Here is a 24,406-nt window from a genome sequence, read left to right as displayed (position 1 = left end):
TGACCCGGAATCCCCTCTTGGCCCTGCTGGTGCGCGCGGGCCTGCTCCCCGGAATCCCTATAGCGCAGTTCCATTACCAAGTAATTGGGCATTATGGCTAAATTCCTGATGCAACGCAGCAAATCCGACCAGCTCGAGAGCAGCTTAGAAGTAGCGAGCCGTAGCTGAAGGGAATGTGAATAAGTCCCTGATTTCCTTTCCTTTAGGAACGCAGGCTATAATTCGACGTTGGCGTGGAACACCGGATGACGGTATCGTGGCGTGACGAGTGTCGCGTGTGGCTGCGCGGCCGGGGGTGAGTTCGATGGCGTTGGTATTGTTGATCGCGGGGATTTTCGCCGTTTTGGCGGGCCTCCTTGCGATCCTGTTCGGCTTCACCGTCAGGGAATTCAGTCTCGGCAGTACCCTCATAATCTCCGGCACCATCGGCGTCTGCTCCGGAATGTTACTGGCCGGCCTCTACGTCGTGGTCGCGGAATTGAAGGGCATGGCCCGCCGGCTCGCTGGATCAATCGCACCATCCGACGTTCGGGTCCGGCCCGTACTGCCGGGTCTCGGGATGCCTGGAACGCCTGCCCCCTCGCCTGAGCCGGGCGCGGAGAAGATGGAGCCGGCGCCGCCATTGCCGGCCGCAGGCCCGCCGCCCTGGCAGAACGAAGCAGCCGCGCGCGAGCGACCGCGCGTCGAACCTCCGCCACCGCCGGAAGCTCCGAGCCCGCCTGAGGTTCCGGAGCCGCCGCGCCGGCGCAATTTGCTGTTCGCCTCGACCTCCCGCAAGGAGCGCGAGCGCGCGGAGGCGAAGACCGGCGAGGGCGTGCCGCCGCTGCCGCATGCCGAGCCGTCGGGGGAGCCTGCCGCCCCGGAGGCGCCGCCTGCGAGCTTTGACGACGCCTGGCCGAAGCCGGATCGCATGAGGCCTGCAGAGCCGCCGGCCGCCTCGCGGCGCCCGCCACCACGCTCGCCGTCGACCTTCGCGGAGGCTGCTCCGTCACCTGCACCGGAGCCGACGGCCGCGGCCGAGCAGGCGCCCGTGACCGTGCTCAAATCCGGCATCGTCGACGGCATGGCCTATTCGCTCTACTCCGATGGCTCGATCGAAGCCCAGATGCCGGAGGGGATGATGCGCTTTGCCTCGATCGACGAACTGCGCTCCCACCTTGACCAGCGGGGCGCTTGAAGAGCGGGCGTAGGCAACTCTGGCGCAGCCAAGTAAAGCGCTGGCGTTCTTGTTGGTGCGTCAGTAAATCAGCCCATACTCCTCAGTCGTCCCATTTCAGCCAAACGTATTGTTGACACGGAATACTCTGACGTCGTCTCTCCCGTGAGACGCAAGGTGGAGAAAGGCGGGGCGATGTCGGATGCCGGGGCTAAGAATTTCATTGAGCTGACGGCAGGCATCGTGTCGGCCTATCTCAGCAACAATCCGACGCCTGCGGCTGAGATTCCGAACCTGATCAGCCAGGTGCATGGCGCGCTGGTGCGCGTTTCGTCGGGCCGCACCGAGACGGTGCCGCTTGAGCCCGCGAAGCCGGCGGTCTCGCTGAAGAAGTCGATCGCACCCGATTATCTGGTCTGCCTGGAAGACGGCAAGCGCTTCAAGTCGCTGAAGCGCCATCTGCGCACCCAATACAACATGACGCCGGAGCAATATCGCGAGAAATGGGGCCTGCCGGCCGACTATCCCATGGTCGCGCCAAACTATGCGGTGGCCCGCTCGCAGCTTGCGAAGCAGATGGGACTGGGACAGCAGCAGCGGAAGCGGAAGTAGATTTTCTACGACGCTTCCGCGAGCGCCTCTTTCGCGTCGGTCTTGATGCGCTCGACCATCGAGCGCAGGCCGTTGGAACGCTGCGGCGTCAGATGATCGCGAAAGCCGAACTCGTCGAATACGGCAATGGCATCGGTTGCAAGAATCTCCTGAGGCGTGTGGCCGGAGTAAAGCGACAGCACGATCGCGACCAGCCCGCGCACGATGTGGGCGTCACTGTCGCCGCGATATGTCAGGACCGGCTGGCCGCCATCGCGATGATCGATCAGCTTCTGAAGCCAGACCTGGCTGACACAGCCATTGACCTTGTTCTCGGCCGAATGCTCAGCCTCGGACATCGGTTCCAGGGTGCGGCCGAGCTCGATGACGTACCGATAGCGGTCGTCCCACTCGTCCAGAATCTCGAAATTATCCCTGATTTCGTCGATCGTCGTCATGCTGGCCCAAAGTTCCCGTTCAGGCCAATATAGGGACGCAAAGCGCCGAAATCGATAGGGTTTGGGCGCTAATTCGCCGGTGCGGGCGCAGGGCCGCGCCATTCCAGCGCGAGGTCGTCCTGGGACAGGGTGTCGCGCGGCGCTTCGCTGGTTGCGGTATCGCCTTCGCCGGCCAGCGCGATCGAACCGGTGTGGTCGGGCGCCTTCTTGTCGGGCTTCTCGAGCTGCTCTTTCTTGTCGTTGATGATCTGGTAGATCTTCTTTGCGCCGTCCTGCGCGCGCTGACCGATGATGGTGGCGGCCTGTCCGCCGACCTCGCAGGCCGCCGGCTGGCGCTTGCAGAACTGAGTCATGTCGGAGACGGCCGCGGTCGCAGCCTGCACCGCGTCGGCAGCGCCGATCTGCGGCAGCTTGTCCGATTCGGGCGTCTTGTCCCGCGGCAGGAGCACCAGCACCAGCCCGAGCCAGAATGTGATGCGAAGCAGAAAGCGCATCTTGCGACCTGTATGTTAGACCCCGTCGCGGCGATCTCCGCGGATGTCGGACCTAGCAACTCTCGATAAATCGCAAGTGATTGCCTTCCGCTTAATTCGCGGAAAATTGACTCAAGAATCTTTGCAATCGACGGTGTCGTAAATTTTCGATTGACGTCCGTGCCGTGAACTCTGCCGCCACGCCCGTCCACCATTTCGAAACCATGCGGATCACGGGGAAACCCTGTGTTCACCATCCTCGCCGATGACGTCGTCAAATCGTCTAAAAAGCCCTGCGATGACGCGGTGTCCGGCGGCGCGCCGCGCTGCCTTAGTGTTCGTTTAAGGTCGCTCTGACACGGTGGCTCAACGATAAGGAGGCGTTCCGGCGCGTCTTCCCGACGAATGAGCCGAAGCGCGAGACCCGTGACAGTTTTGAGTATCATCCGCGATTGTCTCGATGCGCTGCTGCATCCCTCCGCGCGTTACGACGCGCTGACGCGAGCGCGCCATCGTGCCTTCATGGCCCCGCGGCTGCTCGGCAGCCTGGCCGCTTTTGCCGCATTCCCGGTCTATCTCGCCATGCGCGGCGCGCCGAGCGCGATCGAGGTCGCGGCCTTCGCCTGGCTGATTGCGCCGATCCTGTTGTCCTGGTTCCTGTCGCGCACCGGCCGTTACGAAGGCGCGCATGTGCTGTCGTCGCTGGCGCTGTCGGGCCTGATCATGGCGGTGGCGGTGACGACTGGCGGCATCGAATCCTTCGCCGCGATCTGGCTGGTCGTGGTTCCCCTCGAAGCTGCGCTGTCGGCCTCGCGCCGCGTCGCGGCCTTTGCATCGCTGCTGGCACTGTCCTGCGCCGGCATCCTGATCCTCGTCAGCCAGCTCGGCTGGCTGCCGATTGGCGGCACTAGCGCCGCGGAACGCGGCGTGCTGATGGCGTTCGGCGTCGCCTCGGCGACGCTCTATGCCGCGGGCCTGGCTTTCGGCGCGGAATCGCTCGCGCGCACCAGCGTGGCGCTGCTGTCGCGGGAGGAGGAGCGTTACCGCCTCCTGGCGCGGAATATGAGCGACGTCATCTCGCGGCATCAGCGCAACGGCGCGGTGCAGTTCATTTCACCGGCAGTGGAAGCCATGCTCGGCGTGCCCGTCGCGCAACTGCTCGGCCACGGCCTGTTCGATCGGGTCCATGTCGCCGATCGGCCGGCGTATCTGACGGCGCTGTCCGATGCTGCGCGCGGCGACGTGCGCAGCGTCGAGTTCCGGTTGCGCCGGGAACGTGCCGGCTCGGAACGCGGCCAGGTTGACTTCATCTGGGTCGAGATGCGGTGCCGCCCGCTCGATCAGGATATGGGCCGTGATGCCACGCGCGAGGCCGATGTCGTCGCCGTGATGCGCGATGTCACCGACCGCAAGCTCGGAGAGCAGGCGTTCGACGAGGCACGCCGCGCTGCAGAGGCGGCCGACGCCGCCAAGACGCGCTTCCTCGCCACCATGAGCCATGAGCTGCGCACGCCGCTCAACGCCATCATCGGTTTCTCCGAGATGATCACGCAGGAGCAGACCTTGATGCTGGGCGCGGCCCAGCGGAGGGAATACGCCCAGCTCATCAACGATTCCGGCCAGCATCTGCTCTCGGTCGTCAACGGCATCCTGGACATGTCCAAGATGGAGTCGGGCAATTTCGAGATGGCGTCGGAACCGTTCGCGCCGCGTGCATCATTGATGCATTGCTGCAATCTGCTGGCGCTGAAGGCGCGGGAGAACGGCGTCGATCTCGTCACCGATGCGCCGCAGGACCTGCCTGTCATGACCGGCGATCCACGCGCCTTCAAGCAGATCGTGCTCAATCTCGTCGCCAACGCCGTCAAGTTCACCGAGCGCGGCGGTCAGGTCACCGTCACAGCCGCGGTCTCGGGTTCGCAGCTTGCGCTGCGCGTCAGCGACACCGGTATAGGCATCGCGCCTGACGATCTCAAGCGCATCGGCGCGCCGTTCTTCCAGGCCGGCAAGACCTATCAGCGCCGTCACGAAGGCACCGGCCTCGGACTTTCGATCGTGAAGAGCCTGGTGGCGTTGCATCTCGGCGAATTGACGGTACAAAGCAGGCTGGGCGAGGGCACTGCCGTCACCGTCAAGCTGCCGCTGGTCTACACGCCGCAGGCCAAGACGTCTGATATGAAGACTTCTGATGGCAAGATGTCCGACAGCAAGGCGAGCGAGAGCAAGATCGCGACCTTGACGCCGGTGCTGCGCCAGGAACTTCAGGACCACGAACTTCACGACCATCCTCACGACCAAGTTCAGGACCAACCCGCTCTGGTGAAGAAAAGTGCCTAAGAAGTCTGCCAAGGACGAAGCCGCTCCGCGCCGCCGTGGCGCCAAGGCCGCGGACATCGATGTCGAGACCGAGCGCAATCTTGTGCTGCGCGTGCTGCTGCATAGCCCCAAGGATACGCTGGCCGGTCTCGTCGCCGTTGCCGCCATCGGCGCGATCGTTGCCAATGCGCTGTTCCTGCAGACCGGCCGGCACCCGGCGCCGATGTTCGGTACCGTGATCAATCTTCCCGCACCGTCGTCCATGGCGCTGTCGAACCCCTTGCCCCGTCCGCGTCCCGTCGGCGCCGATACCTCTCCGCTCGAGCCGAGAGCGACGGAGTTTCGTGCCGAGCCCAAACCTGCAGACAAGCCGCCGGAGAGGCCCGTCGAGGCGACTGCATCGACGCCGCGCTCGGGCGATCCCATGACCAATCTGGTCAAGCAAACGATTTCGGCGCCGCCCTCCGTCTCACGTCCGCCGGCGCCAATCCCCGTGCAGCAGGGCCCGGCCGCGCGGCGCATCGCCGGCGTGCAGCGCGCGCTCTCCGAATACGGCTACGGGAATTTGAAGATCACGGGCGCGATGGGCGCCGAGACCCAGTCCGCGATCCAGAAATTCGAGCGCGAGCACAAGATGCAGGTCACCGGCCAGCTGTCCGACCGCCTGCTCCGCGAGCTCGGCGCCGCGATCGGCCACCCCGTCGAATAGTCGTGATGTTGTGCGAAGGCTGGTGCTGATTGCAGCGCTGTCCTATCGTGGCCTCCATGCGTTTGAAATCAAACATCTGGGTCTCAGCCTATCTGCGCCGGTGCCAGACCGAGGGCGTGTACGGCGCGGTGCGTCGTCGCGGCGCCGAGGAGGCGGGTGCGGTGTTCGTGAAGGTCTCGCTGCTTGACGGCAATGCGATGCTCTATGTGCCGGCGCCGCAGACCTCTTATGACGACGGTCGGCCGGTCGATCGCTTCTTCGTGCCGCTTGCGCCGCAGCCGATGCCGGAGTCCGCGGTGGAGGAGCGTCTGACCAAGGAGATCCGCTTCGACTCCGACATCTGGATCGTCGAGACCGAAGACCGCGCCGGGCGGCATTTCCTCGAGCTGGCGAAGACCTAACGATCCGATCCGTCAGTCCCCGTCCGCACCGCAGGCGCGGAGCCGGGCTGCACGCCCGGACGCGTCTGGCTTGCGCCCGCGCGTGCGCGCTGGCGCTCGCTGTCGTGCAGCGACGGTTGGTACTTGGCACGAGTGACGGCAAGCGTCGAGCCGCGCCAGGCGGCCAGCATCACCAGCGCCGCGCGGTCGCTGAGGCGATCGTAAAGCCGCGACAGCCGGTACACGTCGGTCACGGAGTTGCCGATCTCCGGCTTGAAGAACAGCAGGATGCGCTGGAACACCGGGCTTGGCATGTCGAGTGCGCGCGCGGCGACCGCGAGCGCTTCGCCGCTTGCATCGTCGACGATCTGGGCTGCGACGCGCGAGGGCAGGATCAGGCTGTCGCCGAGCTCGAAGGTGAAATTCTCGACATCGCCCGCGATCGCCGCCATCTCGAGGATCTGGATCGCGCGCTTGGCGCGGACGGTCGGAATCCGCGGCGCGGCCTTCAGCGGCGTCTGCGCCAGATTGTGCAGGATCAGCGCGCGCTCGGTAGCGCCAGCGCGGAAGAACATGTCGTGGATATCGGCCGCGTCCTTTGGCTGCATCGCCATGTTCGAGGCCATGCGCAGCTCGGCGTCGCTAGGCGTGCGAACCGGCAAGGGGACAGGAGCGGGAGCAGGAGCGGGGGCAAGGACGGGCGCCGGGATTTCGCGCGCGAGCGGAACCCTGCGGCCCTCCTGCGCGGCCGACAGTCCGAGCTTCTGCATAATCGGCGTGGGCGTCGACGGATAGATCGCAAGCCGCGCCTTGACGGCCGCGCGCGTCGCGTCGTCGACCTGGTCGATCAGTCGTGTGGCGAGCTCGACGAACTGGCGCTGCTCGTCGTCGCTATGGGTGCTCGACTGTACATAGAGGTCGGTCAGCACGCGCAGCAGCGTCGGACGAACATCGACGCCTTCGCGACGGGAGAGGGTCATCAGCCCGTCGAATCCTGGAAACAACGACTTGGTCATGGAGAGATACGCGACCTGGAAGAGATACTCGCCGCCAGCCTATCGCGGGCTCCTTTAAAGGCTCGTTAAGGAAAACGAGGCGTGAAGCCGAGCGGGCAATTTGAAGCGTTCTCGTGCCGCAACGGGACGGCCGGGTCCCGCCCGTGCGGTTACGGTCCCGCCGGCACGTTTACACCCCGTTAACCATGAACTGATCTTAATGAATGCATGTTGCAGAGGCGCGCCGGGTCGCGCGGCAATTGAAGAGAGCTGATATGGGGACCATCATCGAATTTCCGGCCGGTCGCCGGGTGAGCGCGTCGGGGGACGTGGCTCCGCGCGCGGACATGGGCACGATTTTGATCCTTCCCGTGATCCGCATCGAGCGCGAGAGCGACGAAACCAGCGGCGATCACGGGCCGGAGCAGGGCACAGCGCCGGGGCGCCGTCGTCGTCGCCGCTAGCCTTCGGCCTTGAAATGCCGGAGAACCTCCGCCAGATCCGGCCGGTCGTAACGGCCATCATGCTCGCAGTGCTGGGCGCGACGCTTGCCGCCTGTAGTGGTGGCGATTTCGGCCGGACCCGCGCCGACATGCGCAGCGACGACATGCATCGCTGGCTGGGCGCGGAAGTCACCTCCAGCGTCGGCCTCAAGCCATCCCAGTTCCAGCTCACCGACGAGGAGCGCCAGCTTCGCGACCTCGCCTATCCGCTGATCGAGCCGCCGCTGTCGCGGCCCGCCTGGAAAAGTGTGTTCGGCGACTACAAGGCGCTGCCCTCGCCCTGGCGGCAAAAGATCGTGTTCGACCGCACCATGTATGGTCGCACACTGATCGACGAGCCGCACCGTTCGCATTCTTCGCGCTACACGCAGCTGATGGAGGACGTGCGCAACGACATCACCCGCTTCGAGCCGTTCTTCGCCTCCGCGATCCGCGTCATCGACCTCGACAAGAAGCGCAATGCCAGCATGGCGCGTGTCTCCTCCCTCTCGCCGAAGGAGAAGGAGGACGCGGTCGAGCGCATGCAGGAGAATTCGCTGATCATCCAGTGGGTGCAGCAGTGCCTCGAGCAGCGCGTCTCGTCCTATCGCTGGGGGCTGGAGCGGCTGGTGATCCAGGCGCCCGACGGCATGGCCGCCGATGCCGACCGCCTGATCGGCGAACTCGCCGCCCAGACCGCCAACCCGCCGGTCGCGGCCCAGCCGCCCTACGGCCGCGCGGTCGTCTCGAAGGGCTAACCCAGTTAGTCGCACAAGGGCGATATGGTCGGCTGCATTGGAGCCGCGGCCTCGCTCGCCGCCGCGCGTCCCCAGATCATCACGGCGACGATGTGAACGACGAGGAATGCGGCTGCGACCGCCAGGAGCCAACGCATTTCACTGCGCTGCGGAGACCGCACCGTCAATCCTGCCTCAGCTGTCCTGTTCGCAACGATCATTCTCGTTCTCCGGCATTATGTTTGAGTTCGTTGGTGAGCAAGTGCTCGTAATGGCGCAGGACGCGACCTGCCTGGTGCCGTCGCGAGGCGTGCAGCGCCGACATGATGAAGGCGAAGATGCCTCGTGAAGCCGGTCCGACGTGGCGGTTGGGAACCTGAGAGGCCGCTCCGGACCAAACTGACATGATGCTCATGGTCGAATCCGATCGGTCAGAAGAACCCGGCGCTGAGATCCAACCCGTGGGTCAGCGACAGCAGCCATACGAAGAGGACGGCTCCGCAGCACAAAGTGAGCTGCTTGAGAACATGTGCCCGCAACGAAGACGCGGGGAATGCGCGAGCAAAAGCGCTCGCAATGGTGGCGGTTGCGAGGGCTCGCATGATGATCCGGAACGTGGGCTAATGGCCGGGCCTGACTGGCCGTTGCGCTTCGCGCGTGAACTCGTCGTACCGTTGCCGGCGCCGGCGGGCTTCCTCGATTTCCCAGAACGCCCAAACGAAACACGCGCCCAGGCAGGCTGAAATCAGCATGAGCAAAAACGCTTGATCGCTCGCGGTTTGAGTCATGAAATGTCCAATGCAGATAAAAACCAAATCGAAGCAAAGGGTGCGCCAACGCGGCCTCACTCAAGGAATGTTGATTGCCGGCAGTGGGCCGGTGGCAAGAATTGAGACGTCGCTGGCTTGCTTCTGCTCGAACATGGCCAGCAACATCAGCGCGATCAGAAAGACGTAAGACGCGAGACGCCATCGCTTTGGTTCGGGCCGATGGTCGTCCGTATCGAGGCAGCGCCCGCCAGTTGCCGTCCGCATCGTTGATCTCCTGATGTCGTGACGATGAGAAAATCAGTCATCCCGCATCGCCGCATCATCGGAACCAATGAAACGCAACCGTCGTCGACGAATTTTTTGTGTCTGGAGATTTCGCCCGGCATGCGTAGCGCGGCGCAAGCCGGCGGCGCAGGCAAATGACGACGATTTAGGCGTATGTCAGATGACGAATTAGCCGACAGCGCCTTGTGCGGGCAGAAGCGGCGGCGTCGCGCTTTGCAGCAGGCGAAGCAGATCCGTTTGCCTCGTCGTGTTCGTCTTGGCAAAGATGCGCTGCAGGTGAGAGCGCACCGTTGACTCGCCGATGCCGAGCATGTCGGCCGCCTCTTTCGCGCCGAGACCTTGCGCGAGCGTCATCAGCACGCGAAGCTCGCCGCCCGTGAGCTTGTAGAGCCTCGCAAAAGCCTCGCCCGGCATCATCGGCACCTCGGCGGGGTCCTTCATGAAGACGGCTACCGATGCGGCAAACGGGGCGAGGATTCCGCTGCGCTGACCGCGATCGACAGGAAGCAGGGTGGCGATGTAGCCGGCGCCGTCGATATCGGGGATCGCGAGCGAGTGTCCGCTCAAATCCGCATCGTCGCGGGACGCTTCGTCGATGGCCTTGGACAGCGCGTCGCGGGCGGCGGCATCGGTCGGAAAGATCCGGTTGCCGAGAACACGAACGGCGTTGCCGGTCTTGATCTGCCGCTCGGCAGTCTCGTTCATGTAGACGACCCGGCCGTCGCGCGCCGTCAGGAAGACACCGACGGCAAGCATGTCGAATGTCCGCTCCAGCATCTCCGACCGCAGCGTCCTGAGGTCGAGTGCGTCGGAGATGGTGAGGGCGCGGCAGACATGAGGGGACAGCATCTTGAACAGGTTGATGTCCAGCTGCTGATAGCGATGCGTCTTCGCCGTCCGAGAGGCATGCATGGAGGCCATGCGCCCGCCGGTCCGCAGAGCTGGAAACCAGATGATGTCCTGCAATCCGTGAGGCTGGAGAATGTCCCGGTAGAACCGGCTTTCGAGCAGCTCATCGAGATCGTTCATCGAGAGCGCGCTGACATGACCGATGTCGGCGACGATATCCGCGGCCGCCATCGGGGTCTTCGCGTAGTTCTCGCCGAGCTTTTCCAGAAACGTCTGCTCGTAGCCGAACACGAACAGCTGGTCGTTCTGGACGTGCTTCATGTCGTGAACGCAGATGCCGCCCGCCGTGCTCTCGCAGAGATCGGCGATCTTCCGGCAGGTGGCCGCCCAAAGCTGCGGATTGAGGGCGCAGTCGTAGATGGCGCCGATGGTGTCGGATAACGCTTGGGCGGAAACCCCCTCCAAACCGATCATGACGCCTCTTTCATTCTTCTTTGATTAGTTTTTAGGCAAACAACCGGCGTAATATACATAGCACATGATTGACGGATTTACGAGCGCTACTTTGCGCTGCAATATGGATGCGCTAGCGCGGACGAGGCGATCTCTTCGCGTTCGCCACGGCCGCTCGGCCCCGTGGAGACTTGGCGCGCTGCTTTTGACACTGCGACGTCCGGATTGCCGCGCGCCACGCCTTCCGGGACAATGGCGATGCCGACCCCGGCAGCGACCAGCGCCATGGCCCAGTCTTCCGATTGCCGCTTTGCTCGCAATGGCAGCGGTCGATCAAGGGGACGCGGGCGAGATCGGCGGTGCGAAGCTTCTCCTTCAGCGCCAGCGGATGCGACGGCGGCGGCGCTGCGACATAACGCTCGCTCACATCGCGACGAAATGCTCGTCAGCGCGCAACATGGTCTTCGAGATGATCTGAACCACGGCGATCGCGTGAGCGTCGTCAACAGCCACGATCCCGCCGATTATGAGCGCTGCAGGTGCGACGCACATTGAGTGCGCTGCTCGGGCCGTCAGCGCTGTCCGTCGTGCGCGGAGATCGCGGATGCCGCGAGGCCTCCGATGCGCGCGTGAGGCCGGCCGCCGGTCGCCATCACGAGCCCGAATGCGATCTCGTCGCGCCGTGGTGAATCCCACAGCGTCATCTCCGCGGTGCCGAAATGGCTGCGGACATAGGCGGCGTGGATGTGCCCGAGCGGAACCATGAGCCGCGTGCCCGGACCGCCGATGGTCTTCGCCGCCGGAACGATCGCCTTGGGCTGACCGAGCACCTCGCGCATGCCCTGACCGCCGGCCTCGTGCCAGACCGCGCCGTGCTCGAGCTCGCCGTCCTCGCCGACGATGATGCCCTTGCCATAGGCTTCGATTTGCGCGGCGCCGCCGAGCTGCGCGATCAGCCGCGTTGCAAGCTCGCGCCCGAGCTCGCGCAAGGATGCCTGAAACGGCATCAGATCAGGTTCGAAGCGGCCCGCGAAGGGATTGCGGATCACCGCAATGGCCGTTCCGACCAGCAGCGGCTTCTCCAGCCGGGGACCGCGCTCGTGCCAGATGGTCTCGACGCTAAGGGCGGTCTTGCGGATGTCATGGGACACGTCTTGAGACGACATGCGCAGGCGCTATGCTTCGTCGACGACGGGATTGCGCAGCACGCCGATGTTCTCGATCTCGACCTCGACCACATCGCCGGGCTTGAGGAAAACAGGCGGCTTGCGGGTGAAGCCGACGCCAGCCGGCGTGCCGGTGGCGATGACGTCGCCGGGGACGAGGTCGAAGATGGTCGAGCTGTACTCGATCAGCCGCGGGATCGAGAAGATCAGCATCGAGGTGTCGGAGGATTGTACCACCGCGCCGTTGACGCGCGTCTCGAGCTTCAATTTGGTGGGATCGCCGATCTCGTCCGGCGTCACCAGCCATGGTCCGAACGGGCCGGTGCCGACGAAGTTCTTGCCGGAGGCGATCTGCTGGGCGTGACGCTGCCAGTCGCGCACGCTGACGTCGTTGTAGATCGAGTAGCCCGCCACGTGATCCCAGGCGTTGGCCTGGCTGATGTGACGGCCGCCCTTGCCGATGACGACAGCCAGCTCGCCCTCCCAGTCGAAATTGTCCGAGACCTTCGGCCGGATCACCGGCGCGTTGTGCGCGACCTGGGAGCGCCAGACCCGGAGGAAGATCGGCGGAAACTCCGTGATCTCGCGCTTCATCCCGAACGCCACGGCTTCATTGTGGTGGTCGAGATAATTGCGCACGGCGCAGACGATCTTCTCCGGACGCGGGATCACCGGCAGATATTTGACGTCGCTCAGCGCCATCGTGGGCTTGTGTCCGGCGACGATGGCCTCGCGCCGCGCATAGTCGTCGCTGCCGAGGAAGTCCGCGAGAACAGGGTACTGGGGCAGGGCGCGGCCGAGATCCACGACGCCATTTTCGACAACGGCGCCCCAGCTTTCCCGATTTCCGTCCAAGAACGACAGCAGCTTCATGGTTACGCCCCAAAGGGTTGGCATTTTCGATCTTGTATATTATTTTCGAAAATCGGGCGGGGCGCAAGCCCACGGCGGTAAAAAGCGGTTGCCGCCTATTCGATATCGAGCAGATGCGCGGCGTAGGTCGCGACGTTGTCGGCCGTCGTGCGGATATGCGTCTCGATCAGCTGAACCGCGAGATCCGGATTGCGCGAGATGGCGGCCTGCATGATCGCCTGGTGCTCGCCGGCCTTGTCGCGCGGCCGCGGCCGGAAATTGGCCGACAGATGCCGATAGCGCTCGGCGCGATCGAACAGGTCGGCGCGAATGGCAAGAAGGGTAGCGGAGCCGCAGGCGGACACCAGTGCCTGGTGGAATTGGCGGTGGGCGATCTTCCATTCGGGATCGCGCAGCGGATGTTCGGGATCGCGCTGCTCGATTCGGTTCAATCTATGCAGCGTCGAGATGACGGCGATTTCCCAATCGTCGTCGCCCCGCTCGATCGCCCGGCGGATCAATTCCACCTCGATCAGCACCCGGGCATCGGTGACTTCCACCAGGTCCTGGCGGCTGACCGGCGCCACCCGAAATCCGCGCTGCTCCTGCGCGTCGACCAGGCCTTCGGCGGTAAGCGCCGTCAGCGCCTCGCGCAGCGTCGTGAAACTTACGCCGAATCGTTCGCGCAGGACGTCGAATCGCAGCGGCTCGCCCGGCGCCAGGCCGCAGGCAATGATCTCCTCGCGCAGCCGATGGGTGATGTCGGCGGCAACGGTCTTGCCGAATTCCTTGCGGGGGCGAATGGCGCTTTCGGACATGGTTTCGGTCATTGAATCGATGGCTCAACATGCCGCGGTAACGAGCATCTTGCAATAATTTTCGTAAACGATATTATTTTCGAAAATATGGGCGGGAGATGAAATCATGAGGGCGGTGCTGGTGCGTCAGCCGGGTGGGCCGGATGCACTCGAACTGGTGGAGCGTCCGGTGCCTGTGCCCGGACCCGGCCATGTGCAAATCCGGGCCGAAGCGTTCGGGGTGGGGCAGCCCGATGTGCTGATCCGGCGTGGCGTCTACAAATGGATGCCGCCGCTGCCGGCCAATCCCGGCAACGACGTCGCCGGCCGCATTGCCGCGCTTGGGTCCGGCGTAGAAGGGTTTGCGATCGGCCAGAAGGTGCTGCTGAGCGCACGCGATCTGTCGCAGCGTGGCGGCTGCTACGCCGACTATGTGGTCGCCCCCGCCGACGCCGTTCATCTGCTGCCCGACAATGTCGATCTGCAAGCGGCCGTGTGCCTGTCGAACTACCAGGTGGCCTACGCGCTGCTGAACGAGTGCCGCCATCCGCGCGCACCGGCCAGCATGCTGGTGATCGGGGCGGCGGGTGGTGTCGGCACCGCGCTGGTGCAGCTCGCCAAGCTCGCGCAGATGAATGTCATCGGCACGGTTTCCAACGAGGAGAAGGCCGCATTCGCGCGCGGCAACGGCGCCGATCACGTCATCTACTACCGCCGCGAAGACGTGGTGGCGCGGACCCGCGAGCTGACCAATGGCGAGGGCGTCGGCCTCGTGCTCGATCACGTCTGTGGGCCCGAGTTCACCGGCTATTTCGGCGCGCTCGGCAAATGGGGGACGCTGCTGTCGTACAACGCCTTCGCAGGATTGCCGGAAGAAAACCTGATGGCGGCGATGCGCGATCATCTCGACATCTGCCCGGCGATACGCTGCTTCTCCTTCCACATCTACGACCACGATCGCGACGGGCGTCGCGCGCTCATGCGCAACGTGATCGACGCGCTGAGCCGCTATGCGATCAAGCCGGCGATCTCGGCGGTTCTGAAGCTCGACGAGGTCAGGCAGGCCCACACGCTGCTCGAGCAAGGCTCGGCGCTCGGCAAGATCATCATGACGCCATGAGGGGGTGGATTGCACGATGACGACACCAGCACCCATTGCACGCTTCACCCGGCTCCGGCACGCGAGCTTTGCCTCGCCCGATCCCGAGCGGTTGCTCGACTATTACCGCGCCGTGATCGGTCTTGGCCTCGTCGGCCGCGACGGCAACCGCATCTTCCTTGCCAACGATTCCGAGCAGCTTTCGCTGGTGATCGAACCCGGCGACGCGGCGCTGACGAGCATCGCCTTCGAGATATCTCCTGATGTCCAGATCGAGGCGATGGGCGCCGCGCTGAAGCAGGCCGATCTGCGGCCCGAGCTGCATAGCGATCCCCTGCCTGGCGTTTCCAAATCGCTGTCGTTCAGCGACCCCGAAGGCACGCGCTTCGAGTTGATCCAGGGCTGGACGCCGACGCCTGCGCAGAAGCGGATCGGTGCGCTTGCCGTCACCAAGCTCGGCCATGTCGCGCTTGGCACGCCCGATCCGCGCGCCGCCTCGGAGTTCTACGCGAACATGATGGGCCTGCGGGTTTCAGACTGGATCGAGGATCGCTTCGTGTTCATGCGCAGCGGCTTCGAGCATCACACGTTGAACTTCGCCCGCGCGCCCGTCCGTGGCCTGCATCATGTCGCGTTCGAGCTGCGTGGTGCCGCCCACATGCACGAGGCCTGCGATCATCTCGCGCGGCACAAGCTGCCGGTTCTCTGGGGGCCGGTTCGTCATGGCCCCGGGCACAACACCGCGATCTACCACCGCAATCCCGACGGACATGTGGTCGAGCTGTTCTTCGATCTCGACCGCATGACCGACGAAGAGCTCGGCTACTTCGAGCCGCGTCCCTGGCATCGCGATCGACCGCAGCGGCCAAAGGTCTGGGTCGGTCTGCCGCGCGACGTCTGGGGCATGCCGCCATCGCCTGAATGCACGGAGTTCGCCCGCTAGCGGATTCAAACTCGACTTGAAGAACGCCGCCTCGTCGCGGCCAACGATAGAACAGTCAAAGGGAGGACGCATCCATGCGAAGGATGAAGCGGCTTGCTGCGGCGATTTTTCTGTTTGGCGGCTTTTTAGCAGCCACTTCGGCGTCGGCGGACAATTATCCATCGCGCCCGATCCGGCTGCTGCATGGATTTGCCGCCGGCGGCGCGGCCGACACGTTGTCGCGCATCATCGCCGACGGGCTCTCGAAGAAGCTCGGCCAGCCGATCATCGTCGAGGCCAAGCCCGGCGCCGGCGGCAACATCGCCGCGGATGCCATCGCGAAAGCGGCGCCCGATGGCTACACGATCGGGCTCGTCACCGGCGCTCACGCGATTTCCGCCGCGACCTACAAGAGCCTCGCCTACCAGCCGGCCGAGAGTTTCGAGATGATCTCGACGCTGGTCTATTACGCGCTCGTCATCGCTGTGCGTAGCGATTATCCGGCAAAATCGCTGGGCGAGCTTGTCGCCATGGCAAAGCAGAAGCCGGGTGCGCTCTCCTTCGGATCGGTCGGTTTCGGCAGCACGCACCATCTTGCAGGAGAGCTGTTGAACGCAGCCGCCAGCGTCGAGATTGTGCACGTGCCCTATCGCGGCGATTCTCAATCGGTCACCGCGCTGCTCGGCGGAGAGGTTCCGGTGATCGTCGGCACGCCGGTCCTGCTCGCTCCGCAGATCCAGGCCGGTGCGATCCGCGGCCTGGCGGTGACCTCCCCGACGCGCACCGCATTGCTGCCCGATGTGCCGACGGTTCAGGAAGCTGGTATCAAGGGATATGACGTGCGCACCTGGGCCGGCCTGCTGGCCCCGAAGGGAACGCCGCCCGCCATCATGGCCGCACTCAATGCGGCGACGCTCGACGCACTCAGGGATCCCGACCTCAAGCAGCGTCTGGAGACCGCCGTCGGCGGCGAGGTTCGCGGCAGTTCGCCCGAGGAGATGAAGGCCCTGATCGAGACCGAGATCAGCAAATGGACCGGCGTGGTGGAGCGGGCGAAGATCCCGAAGATCTGATCCCAATAGGACAGGGATCTCGTAAGCCTATCGCGCTTCGACCACCTCGCCATCCTCCTTCACGAACCGGCCGACGGAATGGTCCAGGAGATCGATCACGGCTTCCGAAGGACGACACAGGCGTGTGCCCTTGGGGGTCACCACGATCGGACGATTGATCAGGATGGGGTGCGCCAGCATCTGGTCGATCAGCTCGTCGTCGGACCATTTCGGGTCGTCGAGGCCGAGCTCCTTGTAGGGCGTGCCTTTCTCGCGCAGCAGCGCGCGAACGGAGATGCCGAGGGCCTTGACGAGTTCGGCCAGCCTTTCGCGGGATGGCGGCGTCTTCAGATATTCGATCACGTCCGGCTCGACGCCGCTCTGCCGGATCATCGCCAGCGTGTTGCGCGATGTGCCGCAGGCGGGGTTGTGGTAGATCGTGACGCTCATCGGGTGGTCTCCGCGATTGGGATGGGGTCGGCCGCGCGGGCGTCTGCGAGCAGCCAATTCATCAGCAGCACGCTGGCGAACGCTCCGCAGAGCTCCGCGAGAATGAATCCGGGCAGGTCGGCGGGACGTATGCCCGTGAACGTGTTGGTCAGCGACCTCGCAATGGCCACGGCCGGATTGGCGAACGAGGTCGAGGCCGTGAACCAATAGGCCGCGGTGATGTAGAGACCGACCAGCCAGGGGACCGCAGTGCGCTGAAACCGGATGCCGGCCAGGATCGTCGCGACCAGACCGAAAGCGGCGACGGCTTCGGCGAACCATTGCGGTCCTCCGGTTCGCACCTTCGCCGAGAGATCGAGCAACGGCAGTCCGAACATCAGATGCGCCGCCATCGTTCCCACGATGCCACCGGCGATCTGCGCGACGACGTAAAATGCGGCGTCGTTCACCGGCAGCTCCCGCTTGCCGGTGAAGACGAGGGTCACTGCCGGATTGAAGTGTCCGCCGGAGATCGGACCGAGCACGGTGACCAGGACGACCAGAATGGCGCCGGTCGGCAGGGTGTTGCAGAGAAGCGCAAGCGCGACATCCCTGGTCAGCGTCTCCGCCATGATGCCGGAGCCGACCACCGTGGTAACCAGAATGCCCGTGCCGAGCGCCTCGGCCGCGAGACGCCGCGGAAGATCGAATTGATCAGGCACGGCTTCGCTCCTTTCGTCTCGGCTTGCAGCAGGCTTGCAGGGTTTCGACGATAGGTTCGCAGACTTCCGGCCGTCCGCCGCAGCAATCCCGCAGCAGGAAGACCGCGACGCCGCGAAATTCGCCGAGATTGGCGCGGTAGACGATCGAACGGCTGCGCCGCTCGGAGGTCACCAGCCGCGCGCGCGTCAAGATCGACAGATGCGCCGAGAGCGTGTTTTGAGGGACCTCCAACAGCCGTGCGAGATCGCCGGCAGCGAGACCATCAGGCTCGTGCCTGACCAGTGCGCGGAAGGCCTCCAGCCGGGTCGATTGGGACAGCGCGGCGAGCGCCAGGACGGCTTCTTCTGTTTCCATATATCCAGACTTATGGAACTAATTGGAGCGCGTCAATCCGGAATTCTTGCCCGTTGGGCGGCCGAGCCAATCTTTCGAAGATTCTAGAAATACGGTTTGACAGTTTGGCATCCGCAGGCGCATCCTGGCGATCATGAAGATCGACGACGCAGCAGCACGCCTGGAGGCCTTGGGTAACCGGACCCGGCTTCAGATCTATCGTGCCCTGGTGCGGGCAGGGCACAAGGGCATGCCCGTGGGTCGCTTGCAGGACAAGCTGAAGATACCGGCATCGACGCTGTCGCATCACATCAAGACCCTGGTCTCGGTCGGGCTCGTCAGCCAGGTCCGGGAATCGACGACGCTGATCTGCCACGCAAACTTCGACGCGATGCGGGGTCTGGTCGATTTCCTGGCGGCGGAGTGCTGCGCAGACGAAGTCGGATGCAAGACGACGCAAACGGCGGCGTGATCATTTTTCAGGTCAAATTATTCGATGATTCTAGAATGATAGGAATAATGGCATGAGAGACGCAAAGACGGTCGCCATCATCGGGGCAGGGCCTGTCGGCCTCGCAGCAGCTGCGCATGTGCTTGAACGCGGCATGTCCCCCATCGTGCTCGAGGCAGGACCCGAAGCGGGGCACGCGGTTCGCCAGTGGCAGCAGGTCCAGCTCTTCTCACCGTGGGAGTACAATATCGACAAGGCCGCCGCGCGCATGCTCGCGCCGACGGGATGGAATTCGCCGGACCCGGGCTCCTATCCGACCGGCGGCGAGCTGCTCGACCGATATTTGACGCCGCTTGCGACGCGAACGCCGTTGCGCGAGGTGATCCGGACATCCAGCCGTGTCACGGCCATCAGCCGCGTCGGCTTCGACAAGGCGAAGACGACGGGACGTGAGCAGGCGCCGTTCGAAATCCGCTACCAGAACGGCAAAGGTCCTGAAGTGCTGCGCGCGGATGCCGTGATCGATACATCCGGCACATGGTTCTCGCCCAATCCGGCCGGAGGTAATGGTCTGCCCGCGATCGGCGAGCGTGAATGCGCCGGCCACATCGCCTATGGCATGCCCGATGTCCGTGGTGTCGGCCGCGCCAGATATGCCGGGAAGACCGTCGCCGTGCTCGGCGCCGGCCACTCCGCGGTGGGCACGCTGATCGATCTGGTGCAGCTCGCAGGCGAGGTGCCGGGGACGCAAGCGATCTGGCTGTTGCGCGGCGCCGATCCCGCCAAGGCTTTTGGCGGCGGCCGGAATGACAAGCTCGCTGCGCGCGGAGAGCTCGGCAGCGCGTTCGCTGCGCTTGTTGCCTCCGGAAAGATCAGGGTCGAAACCGAATTCGGCGTCACGCATCTGTCGGACTCCGAAGGCCGCCTCGAGATCGCGGCCGGCTCGGGTTGCGGCGGACGGAGCTTGATCGTGGACGAGCTGATCGTCTCGACGGGCTTTCGTCCCGATTTTTCGTTTCTGTCTGAATTGCGCCTGCGGCTCGATCCCGCCATCGAGGCGCCGGTCGCGCTGGCGCCGCTCATCGATCCCAACGAGCACAGCTGCGGCACGGTGCGCCCGCACGGCGCGCGCGAGCTCTCGCACGATGAGCCGGGCTTCTACATGGCGGGCATGAAGTCGTATGGCCGCGCGCCGACCTTTCTCATGATGACAGGGTATGAGCAGGTGCGCTCGATTGCGGCCGATCTCGCCGGCGACAAGAAAGCCGCCGCAAGGGTGGAACTCGTGTTGCCGGAGACCGGCGTCTGCACGCGCGGCGACGTCGAAGCCGCCGCGGCCGGATCAGGATGTTGCGGCGGGCCGGCGAAGCAGGAACCGACGGCCTGTTGCGCCGACGACGAAGCGGCGAAGAAGGCCGGCGCTTCCGGCTGCGGTTGTTCATGAATTTGGGTCTTGCAGGTGAAGCCGGAGAGTTGCCCATTGTGGTTGGTGCGCCGTGTCGGCGTGGGGGCGGGAGGACAGCATTCGTAACTTGAGCGGGCGGTCTCTGATCGCGGTGATGTGCATCGGCCAGGTCGGCAATCTGCTGCCGCATGTGACGTTGTCCGCGAATCTGGCGCAGCATCTGATGCCGGCGTGGGGGCTGTCGGCGGCCGAAGGCGGCTTGATGGCGAGCGGTTATGCGTTCGGCTACATGCTCGCCGTGCCCGTGCTGACGACATTGACCGACCGGATCGACGCACGGCTCGTTCTGCTCTGGGGTTCTATCGTCAGCGGACTGGCGACCGCAGCGTTCGGAATCTTCGCGCAAGGGTTCTGGTCCGCGATCGCGATCTGGTCCCTGGCAGGGCTCGGATTTGCCGGCGCCTACATGCCGGGCCTGAAGGCGCTGACGGACCGGCTTCCCCCCGGCGACACCTCGCGCGCCGTCACGCTGTACACGTCGAGCTTCTCGGTCGGCGTCGGCCTCTCGTTCCTGGTCGCGCAAGTGATCGCCGACCGCTGGGGATGGAGGACCGCCTTCCTTGTCACCGGCTTCGGTCCGATCGCCATGGTCGTCGCGTGTCTTCTGATGCAGGCGCAGCGGCCCGCGCCGAAGGCGGGACGGCTCTTGAACTTCGCGCCCGTCTTCGCCAACCGCGAGGCGCTCGGATACATCTTCGGCTACGGCGCTCATTGCTTCGAGCTCTACGGCATCCGCACCTGGCTGGTCGGGTTCTGGACCTTCGTCGTCGCCCACCAAGGCGCGCCGTCGTGGTTGAGTCCCGTCGTGCTGAGCTTCTGCTTTGCGGTGATCTCGATGCCGGCGAGCATCCTCGGCAACGAGGCCGCGCTGAAGTTCGGCCGCCATCGCGCGATCACGGTCGTGATGATCGCGTCGGCCTGCGTCGCGCTCATCATCGGCCTTAACGCGACAGCGCCGGCATGGGTGCTCGCGCTTCTGCTGCTCGGCTACGGTTTGACCGTGCCGGCGGATTCGGGCGCATTGACCGCCGGCATGTCCGCGGCGGCTGTGTCCGAACATCGCGGCGCGACCCTGGCCCTGCATTCGACGGTCGGCTTCGGCCTGTCGGCGGTCGGCGCCTGGGGCACCGGCGCCGCGCTCGACGCAGCCGGTGGCCCGCAGAGCGCGACCGGCTGGCTGCTGGCGTTCAGCGTCCTCGCGGCCGGAATCGCGTTGGGTCCATTCGCGCTGCTGTGGGCGCGGAAGGGGCCAGTCTGTTCGGGCGCAGTCGATGTGAGGTCGCGCAATTCTACTCGGCGGTGGAAAATCGATCAAGGCGCAGTCGATGTCGATGATCGGTGAGAAGGCGAGCGCCCCCCGTCACCGCGGCGAGCGTTCCCAATCCCGTGCCGCCGGCGATCAAGAACATGATCAGGAGTTGATACTTGACGGCGTCGATCGGTTCGACGCCTGCAAGGATTTGACCGGTCATCATCCCCGGCAAAGAGACAAGGCCGATCGCCGCCATGCTGTTCATGATTGGCGTGAAGCCGCTTCTCAATGCGTCTCGCAGGACCGGCAGCAACGCCTGATAGCGCGTACCGCCAAGAGCAAGGCAAGCTTCGACGGCGGCCCGTTCGCGCACCAGGCTATTCGTCAGCACGTCCAAGCCCAGGCTTATCCCGGTCATGGTGTTGCCCAGGATCATGCCCAACAATGGCAGCGCATAGCGCGGATGATACCAGGGATCCGGGCGTAGCTCCGTCAGAAGCGCGAACATCGTGACGGTACCGGCCGCGAGCAGCATGCATCCCGCTCCTAAGCCATAGCTCCAGATACCCGGCAGGCGTCGCTTCTGCCGAGCGACGATTTCCCGTGATGCGAACAGAACCATGACGACAGCGGCGAGGGCGGTCCAGAGCGGCGAGACCGCGGCAAACAGGAACGTCAATACGTATCCGACGAGCACCAGCTGAACCACCATCCGCACGGTGGCGATGGCCAGCTGCTTTTCAAGCTTGAGGCGGAGAGCGAGCGAGAGAGCGCCGTCCATGACGACAAGGAGCGCGGGCAGAACCAAGTCGCCGTATGCCAGGTGAATGTAACTCACGGCCTATTGTCCTCAATTCCGCCCTCGGCATTCATCACAAGGACCCTCGACCCGACGCGGCGGGCCTGGGCGTTGTCGTGAGTGCTCCAGACGACACTCGTTCCATTCGAAATGCGTTCGGCGATCAAGGATTCCACGGCCGCCGTCGATGCCGAATCGAGGGCCGAAGTCGGCTCGTCCAGGAGAAGAACCCGCGATCGCAGCATCAGCGCCCGCACCAGCCCCAGCCGCTGTCGCTCGCCGGTCGAAAGTCTCTGGACCGGCCAGGGACCGCAACTACAGGGCAACCCCAATCTCGTGACCAGCGGCAGGGCATCATCCCAGCCACCGAAGTGATCTTGCACGATGTCTGTCCACCAGCCCGGCTCGGCAGCGAGGTAGGTCACTCGCTTGCGCCAGGCGGGGGCGGGCATCGCCTCCCTGAGCGTTCCGTCCAGTTTGACCATTCCTTCGTTGGGATCGAGATCCGCGATCGCGCGAAGGAGTTGGGTCTTCCCTACGCCCGAGGGCCCTTGCAGGGCGACGCATTCGCCGTCCTGCAAGTCGAATGAAACGGAAATGTGCAAGCGCTTGAGTGCGCGGACCGTCAGCATGTCTCAAAGCTTGCGCCGGAGCCGATCGGCAACTCGCCTCGCGATCTCCGCCGGCGCCTCGTCCGGATAAGGATGCACCGAGCTGACATTGATCTCACCGAGGACATAGCTGTCGGTCCCGTCGGGAAGGACCGGGCCAAGCATGAAGTCGGCGTCCCAAATCGCAGGCAGGTCGAGCCGCGGAATATCGAGCAACGACGTCAGCTGCGGCGTCCACTCGTCTTCCATCAAGCGACGCAGCCGCTGGAAGCGCGGGTCTGCGTTGGACGAATAGAGCCGTGGTCCGGCCTCGGCGCGTGCGGCTGGCGAATCAACCAGGGCTTTGACATTGTGATGGCCGAAGCCGGCACAGCGATCGCCTGCCATGTAGCAACGTACGACGCCCTCGCCCAGGCGAGGCTGGAATGGTTGGTCGATCACGCTACCGTTCTCGAAATACTCGGCGCAACGACGGAGAAAATCATCCAGCGTCAGTTCCTCGGGCGCGTCCCTGGTCGCGTCCAGCACCTTTATCATGGAGGAGGTCGGCAGACTCTCGACCTTCCAGACGCCTTGGCCGCCATTGCCCCGGTTCCGCTTGATCACGCGCGGACCAGCGGCGAGCCGTATCGGCAACTCGGCGCGCATCGCCGCAGCGGTTTCATATAGCGCCGTGTCGCTTCCCCAGCCCATCGCGCGGGTACGATACAGAACCTCCTTGGTGCCCATCTTGAGGATGACATCGGGATGGGCACTTACCCACACACCCTGCGCCGCGACGTCCCGCAGCAATGCGTCGAGACCAATGCGACTTCGACCGTCCTGAATGGGGTTGACCCAGACCAGCACGCCGTCCACCCCGAGCAATTGTTCACGGACGCCCTCGGCGAAGCCTTCATCATAGATCGCCGGCTGGGCTTCAATGCCGACGGCGGCGAGCGCTTCGAAAAGCTGCCCGAAGCGGCTGTTTTGCGCCGTCGCATCCCGTCGCGCGGCAGCGTCTCCGCGTGAGAGGATGGCGATGGTGTGTTGGTGAGAAGGGTGTCGTTCGGTGTCCATGCGCAAGCTCCACAAATGGCGTGCTGCGCAGAGCTTGGACCGAGGCCTCACGGGGAGTCTGCTTTGTCCCCACGCAAAGGACAGTAGCGGGGCCGTCCGCCAGTTTCAAGACGTGGCTGGCGGGGTTCCGCGGAGCGGTGAACTCTTTGTGACGTTCGCCGGCGGCGTCGGTGCGCCGCCCAAAGCCTGGGCCCGTTGACAGCTGCCGCCCTCGGGTTTTTACTTGGGGCTCGGGGATGTGCGATCTCCCCGTGAGGCGACATGCCCAAGCATCGCGTCCTGATCACCAAGGGCGCAGCATGTCATCATACATCCCCGATTTCATCCGTCAGACCGGCTCGACTTTTCGGCACGGCGTCCGCGCCGGTCGCATCGCTATGCGCATCGATGCTCGGACCCTCTTGCGCCTTGTGGGCATCGCGTAGGGGAAGATCGCGAAACGGACTTCACCTGGGGCAAGAAAACTTGGGGCAGGACAAACCAGGAGAATGATCATGCGAACACGACCAATCTTCCGCACGATCCTGTTGCTTGCGATCGCGGGCGGGCTGTCGAGCGCGCACGCTCTGACGCAGGAGGAGCTCGTCGCCAGGATCCAGGCGGCCGGTTACACGCAAGTCAGCGATATCAAGTCGACGGCCGAAGGCATCACCGCCAAGGCGGTGAAGAACGGCAAGGCGGTGACGCTGGTCGTCGACAGCAGCGGCAAGGTCAAAGAGCGAAACTAAGCCTAGGGAGTAGC

General features: G+C 64.5%; 30 protein-coding genes and 1 pseudogene. 14 read left to right on the top strand and 17 right to left on the bottom strand.

The window, feature by feature from the left end; translation table 11 throughout:
* Positions 1–304: 304 nt before the first annotated feature.
* Positions 305–1,177 carry a DUF308 domain-containing protein gene (locus IVB40_RS24810; RefSeq protein ID WP_247359874.1) on the top strand — a complete coding sequence of 291 codons (873 nt, stop codon included), beginning with the start codon at positions 305–307 and terminating at the stop codon, positions 1,175–1,177.
* A 174-nt stretch (positions 1,178–1,351) separates the two neighbouring features.
* Positions 1,352–1,768, top strand: a complete 417-nt coding sequence (locus IVB40_RS24805; protein WP_027569063.1) for a MucR family transcriptional regulator — start codon at positions 1,352–1,354, stop codon at positions 1,766–1,768.
* 5 nt (positions 1,769–1,773) lie between these two features.
* Here IVB40_RS24805 and IVB40_RS24800 read toward each other — a convergent pair whose 3' ends face one another.
* Both IVB40_RS24800 and IVB40_RS24795 read right to left on the bottom strand, forming a co-directional pair.
* Positions 1,774–2,205, bottom strand: coding sequence for a SufE family protein (locus IVB40_RS24800; RefSeq protein ID WP_247816603.1), 432 nt, complete (start codon positions 2,203–2,205; stop codon positions 1,774–1,776).
* Between the two features lie 68 nt (positions 2,206–2,273).
* A complete protein-coding gene (locus IVB40_RS24795; RefSeq protein ID WP_247359872.1) occupies positions 2,274–2,699 on the bottom strand; it encodes a DUF5330 domain-containing protein in 426 nt (141 codons plus the stop codon).
* A 384-nt stretch (positions 2,700–3,083) separates the two neighbouring features.
* Between IVB40_RS24795 and IVB40_RS24790 the strand changes: the two genes are divergently transcribed.
* From IVB40_RS24790 to IVB40_RS24780, 3 genes are read left to right on the top strand one after another with little or no spacing between them, the layout of a single operon-like run.
* Complete coding sequence (locus tag IVB40_RS24790) at positions 3,084–5,015, top strand: PAS domain-containing sensor histidine kinase (protein WP_247816602.1); 1,932 nt, start codon at positions 3,084–3,086, stop codon at positions 5,013–5,015.
* On the top strand, positions 5,008–5,703 hold the full coding sequence (locus tag IVB40_RS24785; RefSeq protein ID WP_247816601.1) for a peptidoglycan-binding domain-containing protein: 696 nt from the start codon (positions 5,008–5,010) through the stop codon (positions 5,701–5,703). The genes IVB40_RS24790 and IVB40_RS24785 overlap by 8 nt, the downstream gene beginning before the upstream one ends.
* A 56-nt stretch (positions 5,704–5,759) precedes the next feature.
* Entirely contained in the window at positions 5,760–6,104 is a 345-nt protein-coding gene (locus IVB40_RS24780) for a DUF1491 family protein (protein WP_027569068.1), read from the top strand.
* On the opposite strand, the gene IVB40_RS24775 is transcribed toward IVB40_RS24780, so the two are convergent.
* Positions 6,101–7,099, bottom strand: coding sequence for a DUF2336 domain-containing protein (locus tag IVB40_RS24775; protein ID WP_247816600.1), 999 nt, complete (start codon positions 7,097–7,099; stop codon positions 6,101–6,103). The two genes, IVB40_RS24780 and IVB40_RS24775, sit on opposite strands and share 4 nt — an antisense overlap.
* Before the next feature lie 254 nt (positions 7,100–7,353).
* Between IVB40_RS24775 and IVB40_RS24770 the strand changes: the two genes are divergently transcribed.
* Entirely contained in the window at positions 7,354–7,542 is a 189-nt protein-coding gene (locus IVB40_RS24770; RefSeq protein ID WP_027516916.1) for a hypothetical protein, read from the top strand.
* A 14-nt stretch (positions 7,543–7,556) separates the two neighbouring features.
* Entirely contained in the window at positions 7,557–8,318 is a 762-nt protein-coding gene (locus IVB40_RS24765) for a hypothetical protein (RefSeq protein ID WP_085395547.1), read from the top strand.
* Between the two features lie 5 nt (positions 8,319–8,323).
* Here the strand turns inward: IVB40_RS24765 and IVB40_RS35810 are convergent, their stop codons facing one another.
* The 8 genes and pseudogenes from IVB40_RS35810 to IVB40_RS24725 form a co-directional block, all read right to left on the bottom strand.
* A complete protein-coding gene (locus IVB40_RS35810; RefSeq protein ID WP_256468202.1) occupies positions 8,324–8,455 on the bottom strand; it encodes a hypothetical protein in 132 nt (43 codons plus the stop codon).
* 59 nt (positions 8,456–8,514) lie between these two features.
* Positions 8,515–8,712, bottom strand: a complete 198-nt coding sequence (locus IVB40_RS24760; RefSeq protein ID WP_247816599.1) for a hypothetical protein — start codon at positions 8,710–8,712, stop codon at positions 8,515–8,517.
* 433 nt (positions 8,713–9,145) lie between these two features.
* The gene (locus IVB40_RS24750) at positions 9,146–9,331 is read right to left on the bottom strand and encodes a hypothetical protein (protein ID WP_027569072.1); all 186 of its coding nucleotides are present in this window, start codon (positions 9,329–9,331) and stop codon (positions 9,146–9,148) included.
* A 189-nt stretch (positions 9,332–9,520) separates the two neighbouring features.
* On the bottom strand, positions 9,521–10,675 hold the full coding sequence (locus IVB40_RS24745; protein ID WP_027569073.1) for a helix-turn-helix transcriptional regulator: 1,155 nt from the start codon (positions 10,673–10,675) through the stop codon (positions 9,521–9,523).
* A 182-nt stretch (positions 10,676–10,857) separates the two neighbouring features.
* Positions 10,858–11,131, bottom strand: a pseudogene (locus IVB40_RS24740) (LysR family transcriptional regulator); the annotation flags it as partial.
* Between the two features lie 95 nt (positions 11,132–11,226).
* Positions 11,227–11,820 carry an amino acid synthesis family protein gene (locus IVB40_RS24735; protein ID WP_247288779.1) on the bottom strand — a complete coding sequence of 198 codons (594 nt, stop codon included), beginning with the start codon at positions 11,818–11,820 and terminating at the stop codon, positions 11,227–11,229.
* Positions 11,821–11,829: 9 nt separating this feature from the next.
* Positions 11,830–12,693: a fumarylacetoacetate hydrolase family protein gene (locus IVB40_RS24730; protein ID WP_027569076.1), complete on the bottom strand. Its 864-nt coding sequence runs from the start codon at positions 12,691–12,693 to the stop codon at positions 11,830–11,832.
* Between the two features lie 95 nt (positions 12,694–12,788).
* Positions 12,789–13,490: an FCD domain-containing protein gene (locus tag IVB40_RS24725; RefSeq protein WP_247819588.1), complete on the bottom strand. Its 702-nt coding sequence runs from the start codon at positions 13,488–13,490 to the stop codon at positions 12,789–12,791.
* Between the two features lie 106 nt (positions 13,491–13,596).
* Here IVB40_RS24725 and IVB40_RS24720 point away from each other — a divergent pair, with 106 nt between their 5' ends.
* The 3 genes from IVB40_RS24720 (at position 13,597) to IVB40_RS24710 (ending at position 16,563) form a co-directional block, all read left to right on the top strand.
* Positions 13,597–14,589 carry a zinc-dependent alcohol dehydrogenase family protein gene (locus IVB40_RS24720; protein ID WP_247816598.1) on the top strand — a complete coding sequence of 331 codons (993 nt, stop codon included), beginning with the start codon at positions 13,597–13,599 and terminating at the stop codon, positions 14,587–14,589.
* A 16-nt stretch (positions 14,590–14,605) separates the two neighbouring features.
* Entirely contained in the window at positions 14,606–15,511 is a 906-nt protein-coding gene (locus IVB40_RS24715; protein WP_247816597.1) for a VOC family protein, read from the top strand.
* Between the two features lie 74 nt (positions 15,512–15,585).
* Positions 15,586–16,563 (top strand): tripartite tricarboxylate transporter substrate binding protein, encoded by a 978-nt coding sequence (locus IVB40_RS24710; protein ID WP_247816596.1) that lies wholly within the window; start codon positions 15,586–15,588, stop codon positions 16,561–16,563.
* A 27-nt stretch (positions 16,564–16,590) separates the two neighbouring features.
* Here the strand turns inward: IVB40_RS24710 and arsC are convergent, their stop codons facing one another.
* From arsC to IVB40_RS24695, 3 genes are read right to left on the bottom strand one after another with little or no spacing between them, the layout of a single operon-like run.
* Positions 16,591–16,992, bottom strand: a complete 402-nt coding sequence (gene arsC / locus IVB40_RS24705) for an arsenate reductase (glutaredoxin) (RefSeq protein WP_247816595.1) — start codon at positions 16,990–16,992, stop codon at positions 16,591–16,593.
* Complete coding sequence (locus IVB40_RS24700) at positions 16,989–17,693, bottom strand: MIP/aquaporin family protein (RefSeq protein ID WP_247816594.1); 705 nt, start codon at positions 17,691–17,693, stop codon at positions 16,989–16,991. The genes arsC and IVB40_RS24700 overlap by 4 nt, the downstream gene beginning before the upstream one ends.
* A complete protein-coding gene (locus IVB40_RS24695; protein ID WP_247816593.1) occupies positions 17,686–18,048 on the bottom strand; it encodes a metalloregulator ArsR/SmtB family transcription factor in 363 nt (120 codons plus the stop codon). Before IVB40_RS24695 ends, IVB40_RS24700 begins: the two co-directional genes overlap by 8 nt.
* Before the next feature lie 133 nt (positions 18,049–18,181).
* On the opposite strand from IVB40_RS24695, the gene IVB40_RS24690 reads away from it, so the two are divergent.
* The 3 genes from IVB40_RS24690 to IVB40_RS24680 all read left to right on the top strand — a co-directional run bounded on the left by IVB40_RS24690 (position 18,182) and on the right by IVB40_RS24680 (position 21,285).
* Complete coding sequence (locus IVB40_RS24690; protein ID WP_063993077.1) at positions 18,182–18,499, top strand: metalloregulator ArsR/SmtB family transcription factor; 318 nt, start codon at positions 18,182–18,184, stop codon at positions 18,497–18,499.
* Positions 18,500–18,551: 52 nt separating this feature from the next.
* On the top strand, positions 18,552–19,922 hold the full coding sequence (locus IVB40_RS24685) for an NAD(P)-binding domain-containing protein (protein ID WP_247816592.1): 1,371 nt from the start codon (positions 18,552–18,554) through the stop codon (positions 19,920–19,922).
* 115 nt (positions 19,923–20,037) lie between these two features.
* Positions 20,038–21,285, top strand: a complete 1,248-nt coding sequence (locus tag IVB40_RS24680; RefSeq protein WP_247819587.1) for an MFS transporter — start codon at positions 20,038–20,040, stop codon at positions 21,283–21,285.
* On the opposite strand, the gene fetB is transcribed toward IVB40_RS24680, so the two are convergent.
* From fetB to IVB40_RS24665, 3 genes are read right to left on the bottom strand one after another with little or no spacing between them, the layout of a single operon-like run.
* The gene (gene fetB / locus IVB40_RS24675; protein ID WP_247816591.1) at positions 21,233–22,033 is read right to left on the bottom strand and encodes an iron export ABC transporter permease subunit FetB; all 801 of its coding nucleotides are present in this window, start codon (positions 22,031–22,033) and stop codon (positions 21,233–21,235) included. The genes IVB40_RS24680 and fetB overlap by 53 nt on opposite strands.
* A complete protein-coding gene (locus IVB40_RS24670; protein WP_027569088.1) occupies positions 22,030–22,626 on the bottom strand; it encodes an ABC transporter ATP-binding protein in 597 nt (198 codons plus the stop codon). Before IVB40_RS24670 ends, fetB begins: the two co-directional genes overlap by 4 nt.
* A 3-nt stretch (positions 22,627–22,629) precedes the next feature.
* The gene (locus tag IVB40_RS24665; RefSeq protein ID WP_247816590.1) at positions 22,630–23,664 is read right to left on the bottom strand and encodes a Cj0069 family protein; all 1,035 of its coding nucleotides are present in this window, start codon (positions 23,662–23,664) and stop codon (positions 22,630–22,632) included.
* Positions 23,665–24,158: 494 nt separating this feature from the next.
* Here IVB40_RS24665 and IVB40_RS24660 point away from each other — a divergent pair, with 494 nt between their 5' ends.
* Positions 24,159–24,392, top strand: a complete 234-nt coding sequence (locus IVB40_RS24660; RefSeq protein ID WP_247816589.1) for a hypothetical protein — start codon at positions 24,159–24,161, stop codon at positions 24,390–24,392.
* Positions 24,393–24,406 lie beyond the last annotated feature (14 nt).

It is taken from the genome of Bradyrhizobium sp. 40 (genome assembly GCF_023100925.1).
GTDB lineage: Bacteria > Pseudomonadota > Alphaproteobacteria > Rhizobiales > Xanthobacteraceae > Bradyrhizobium.
The sequence above is the reverse complement of the archived record's forward strand: the minus strand, read 5'-3'. Positions and strand labels throughout refer to the sequence as shown.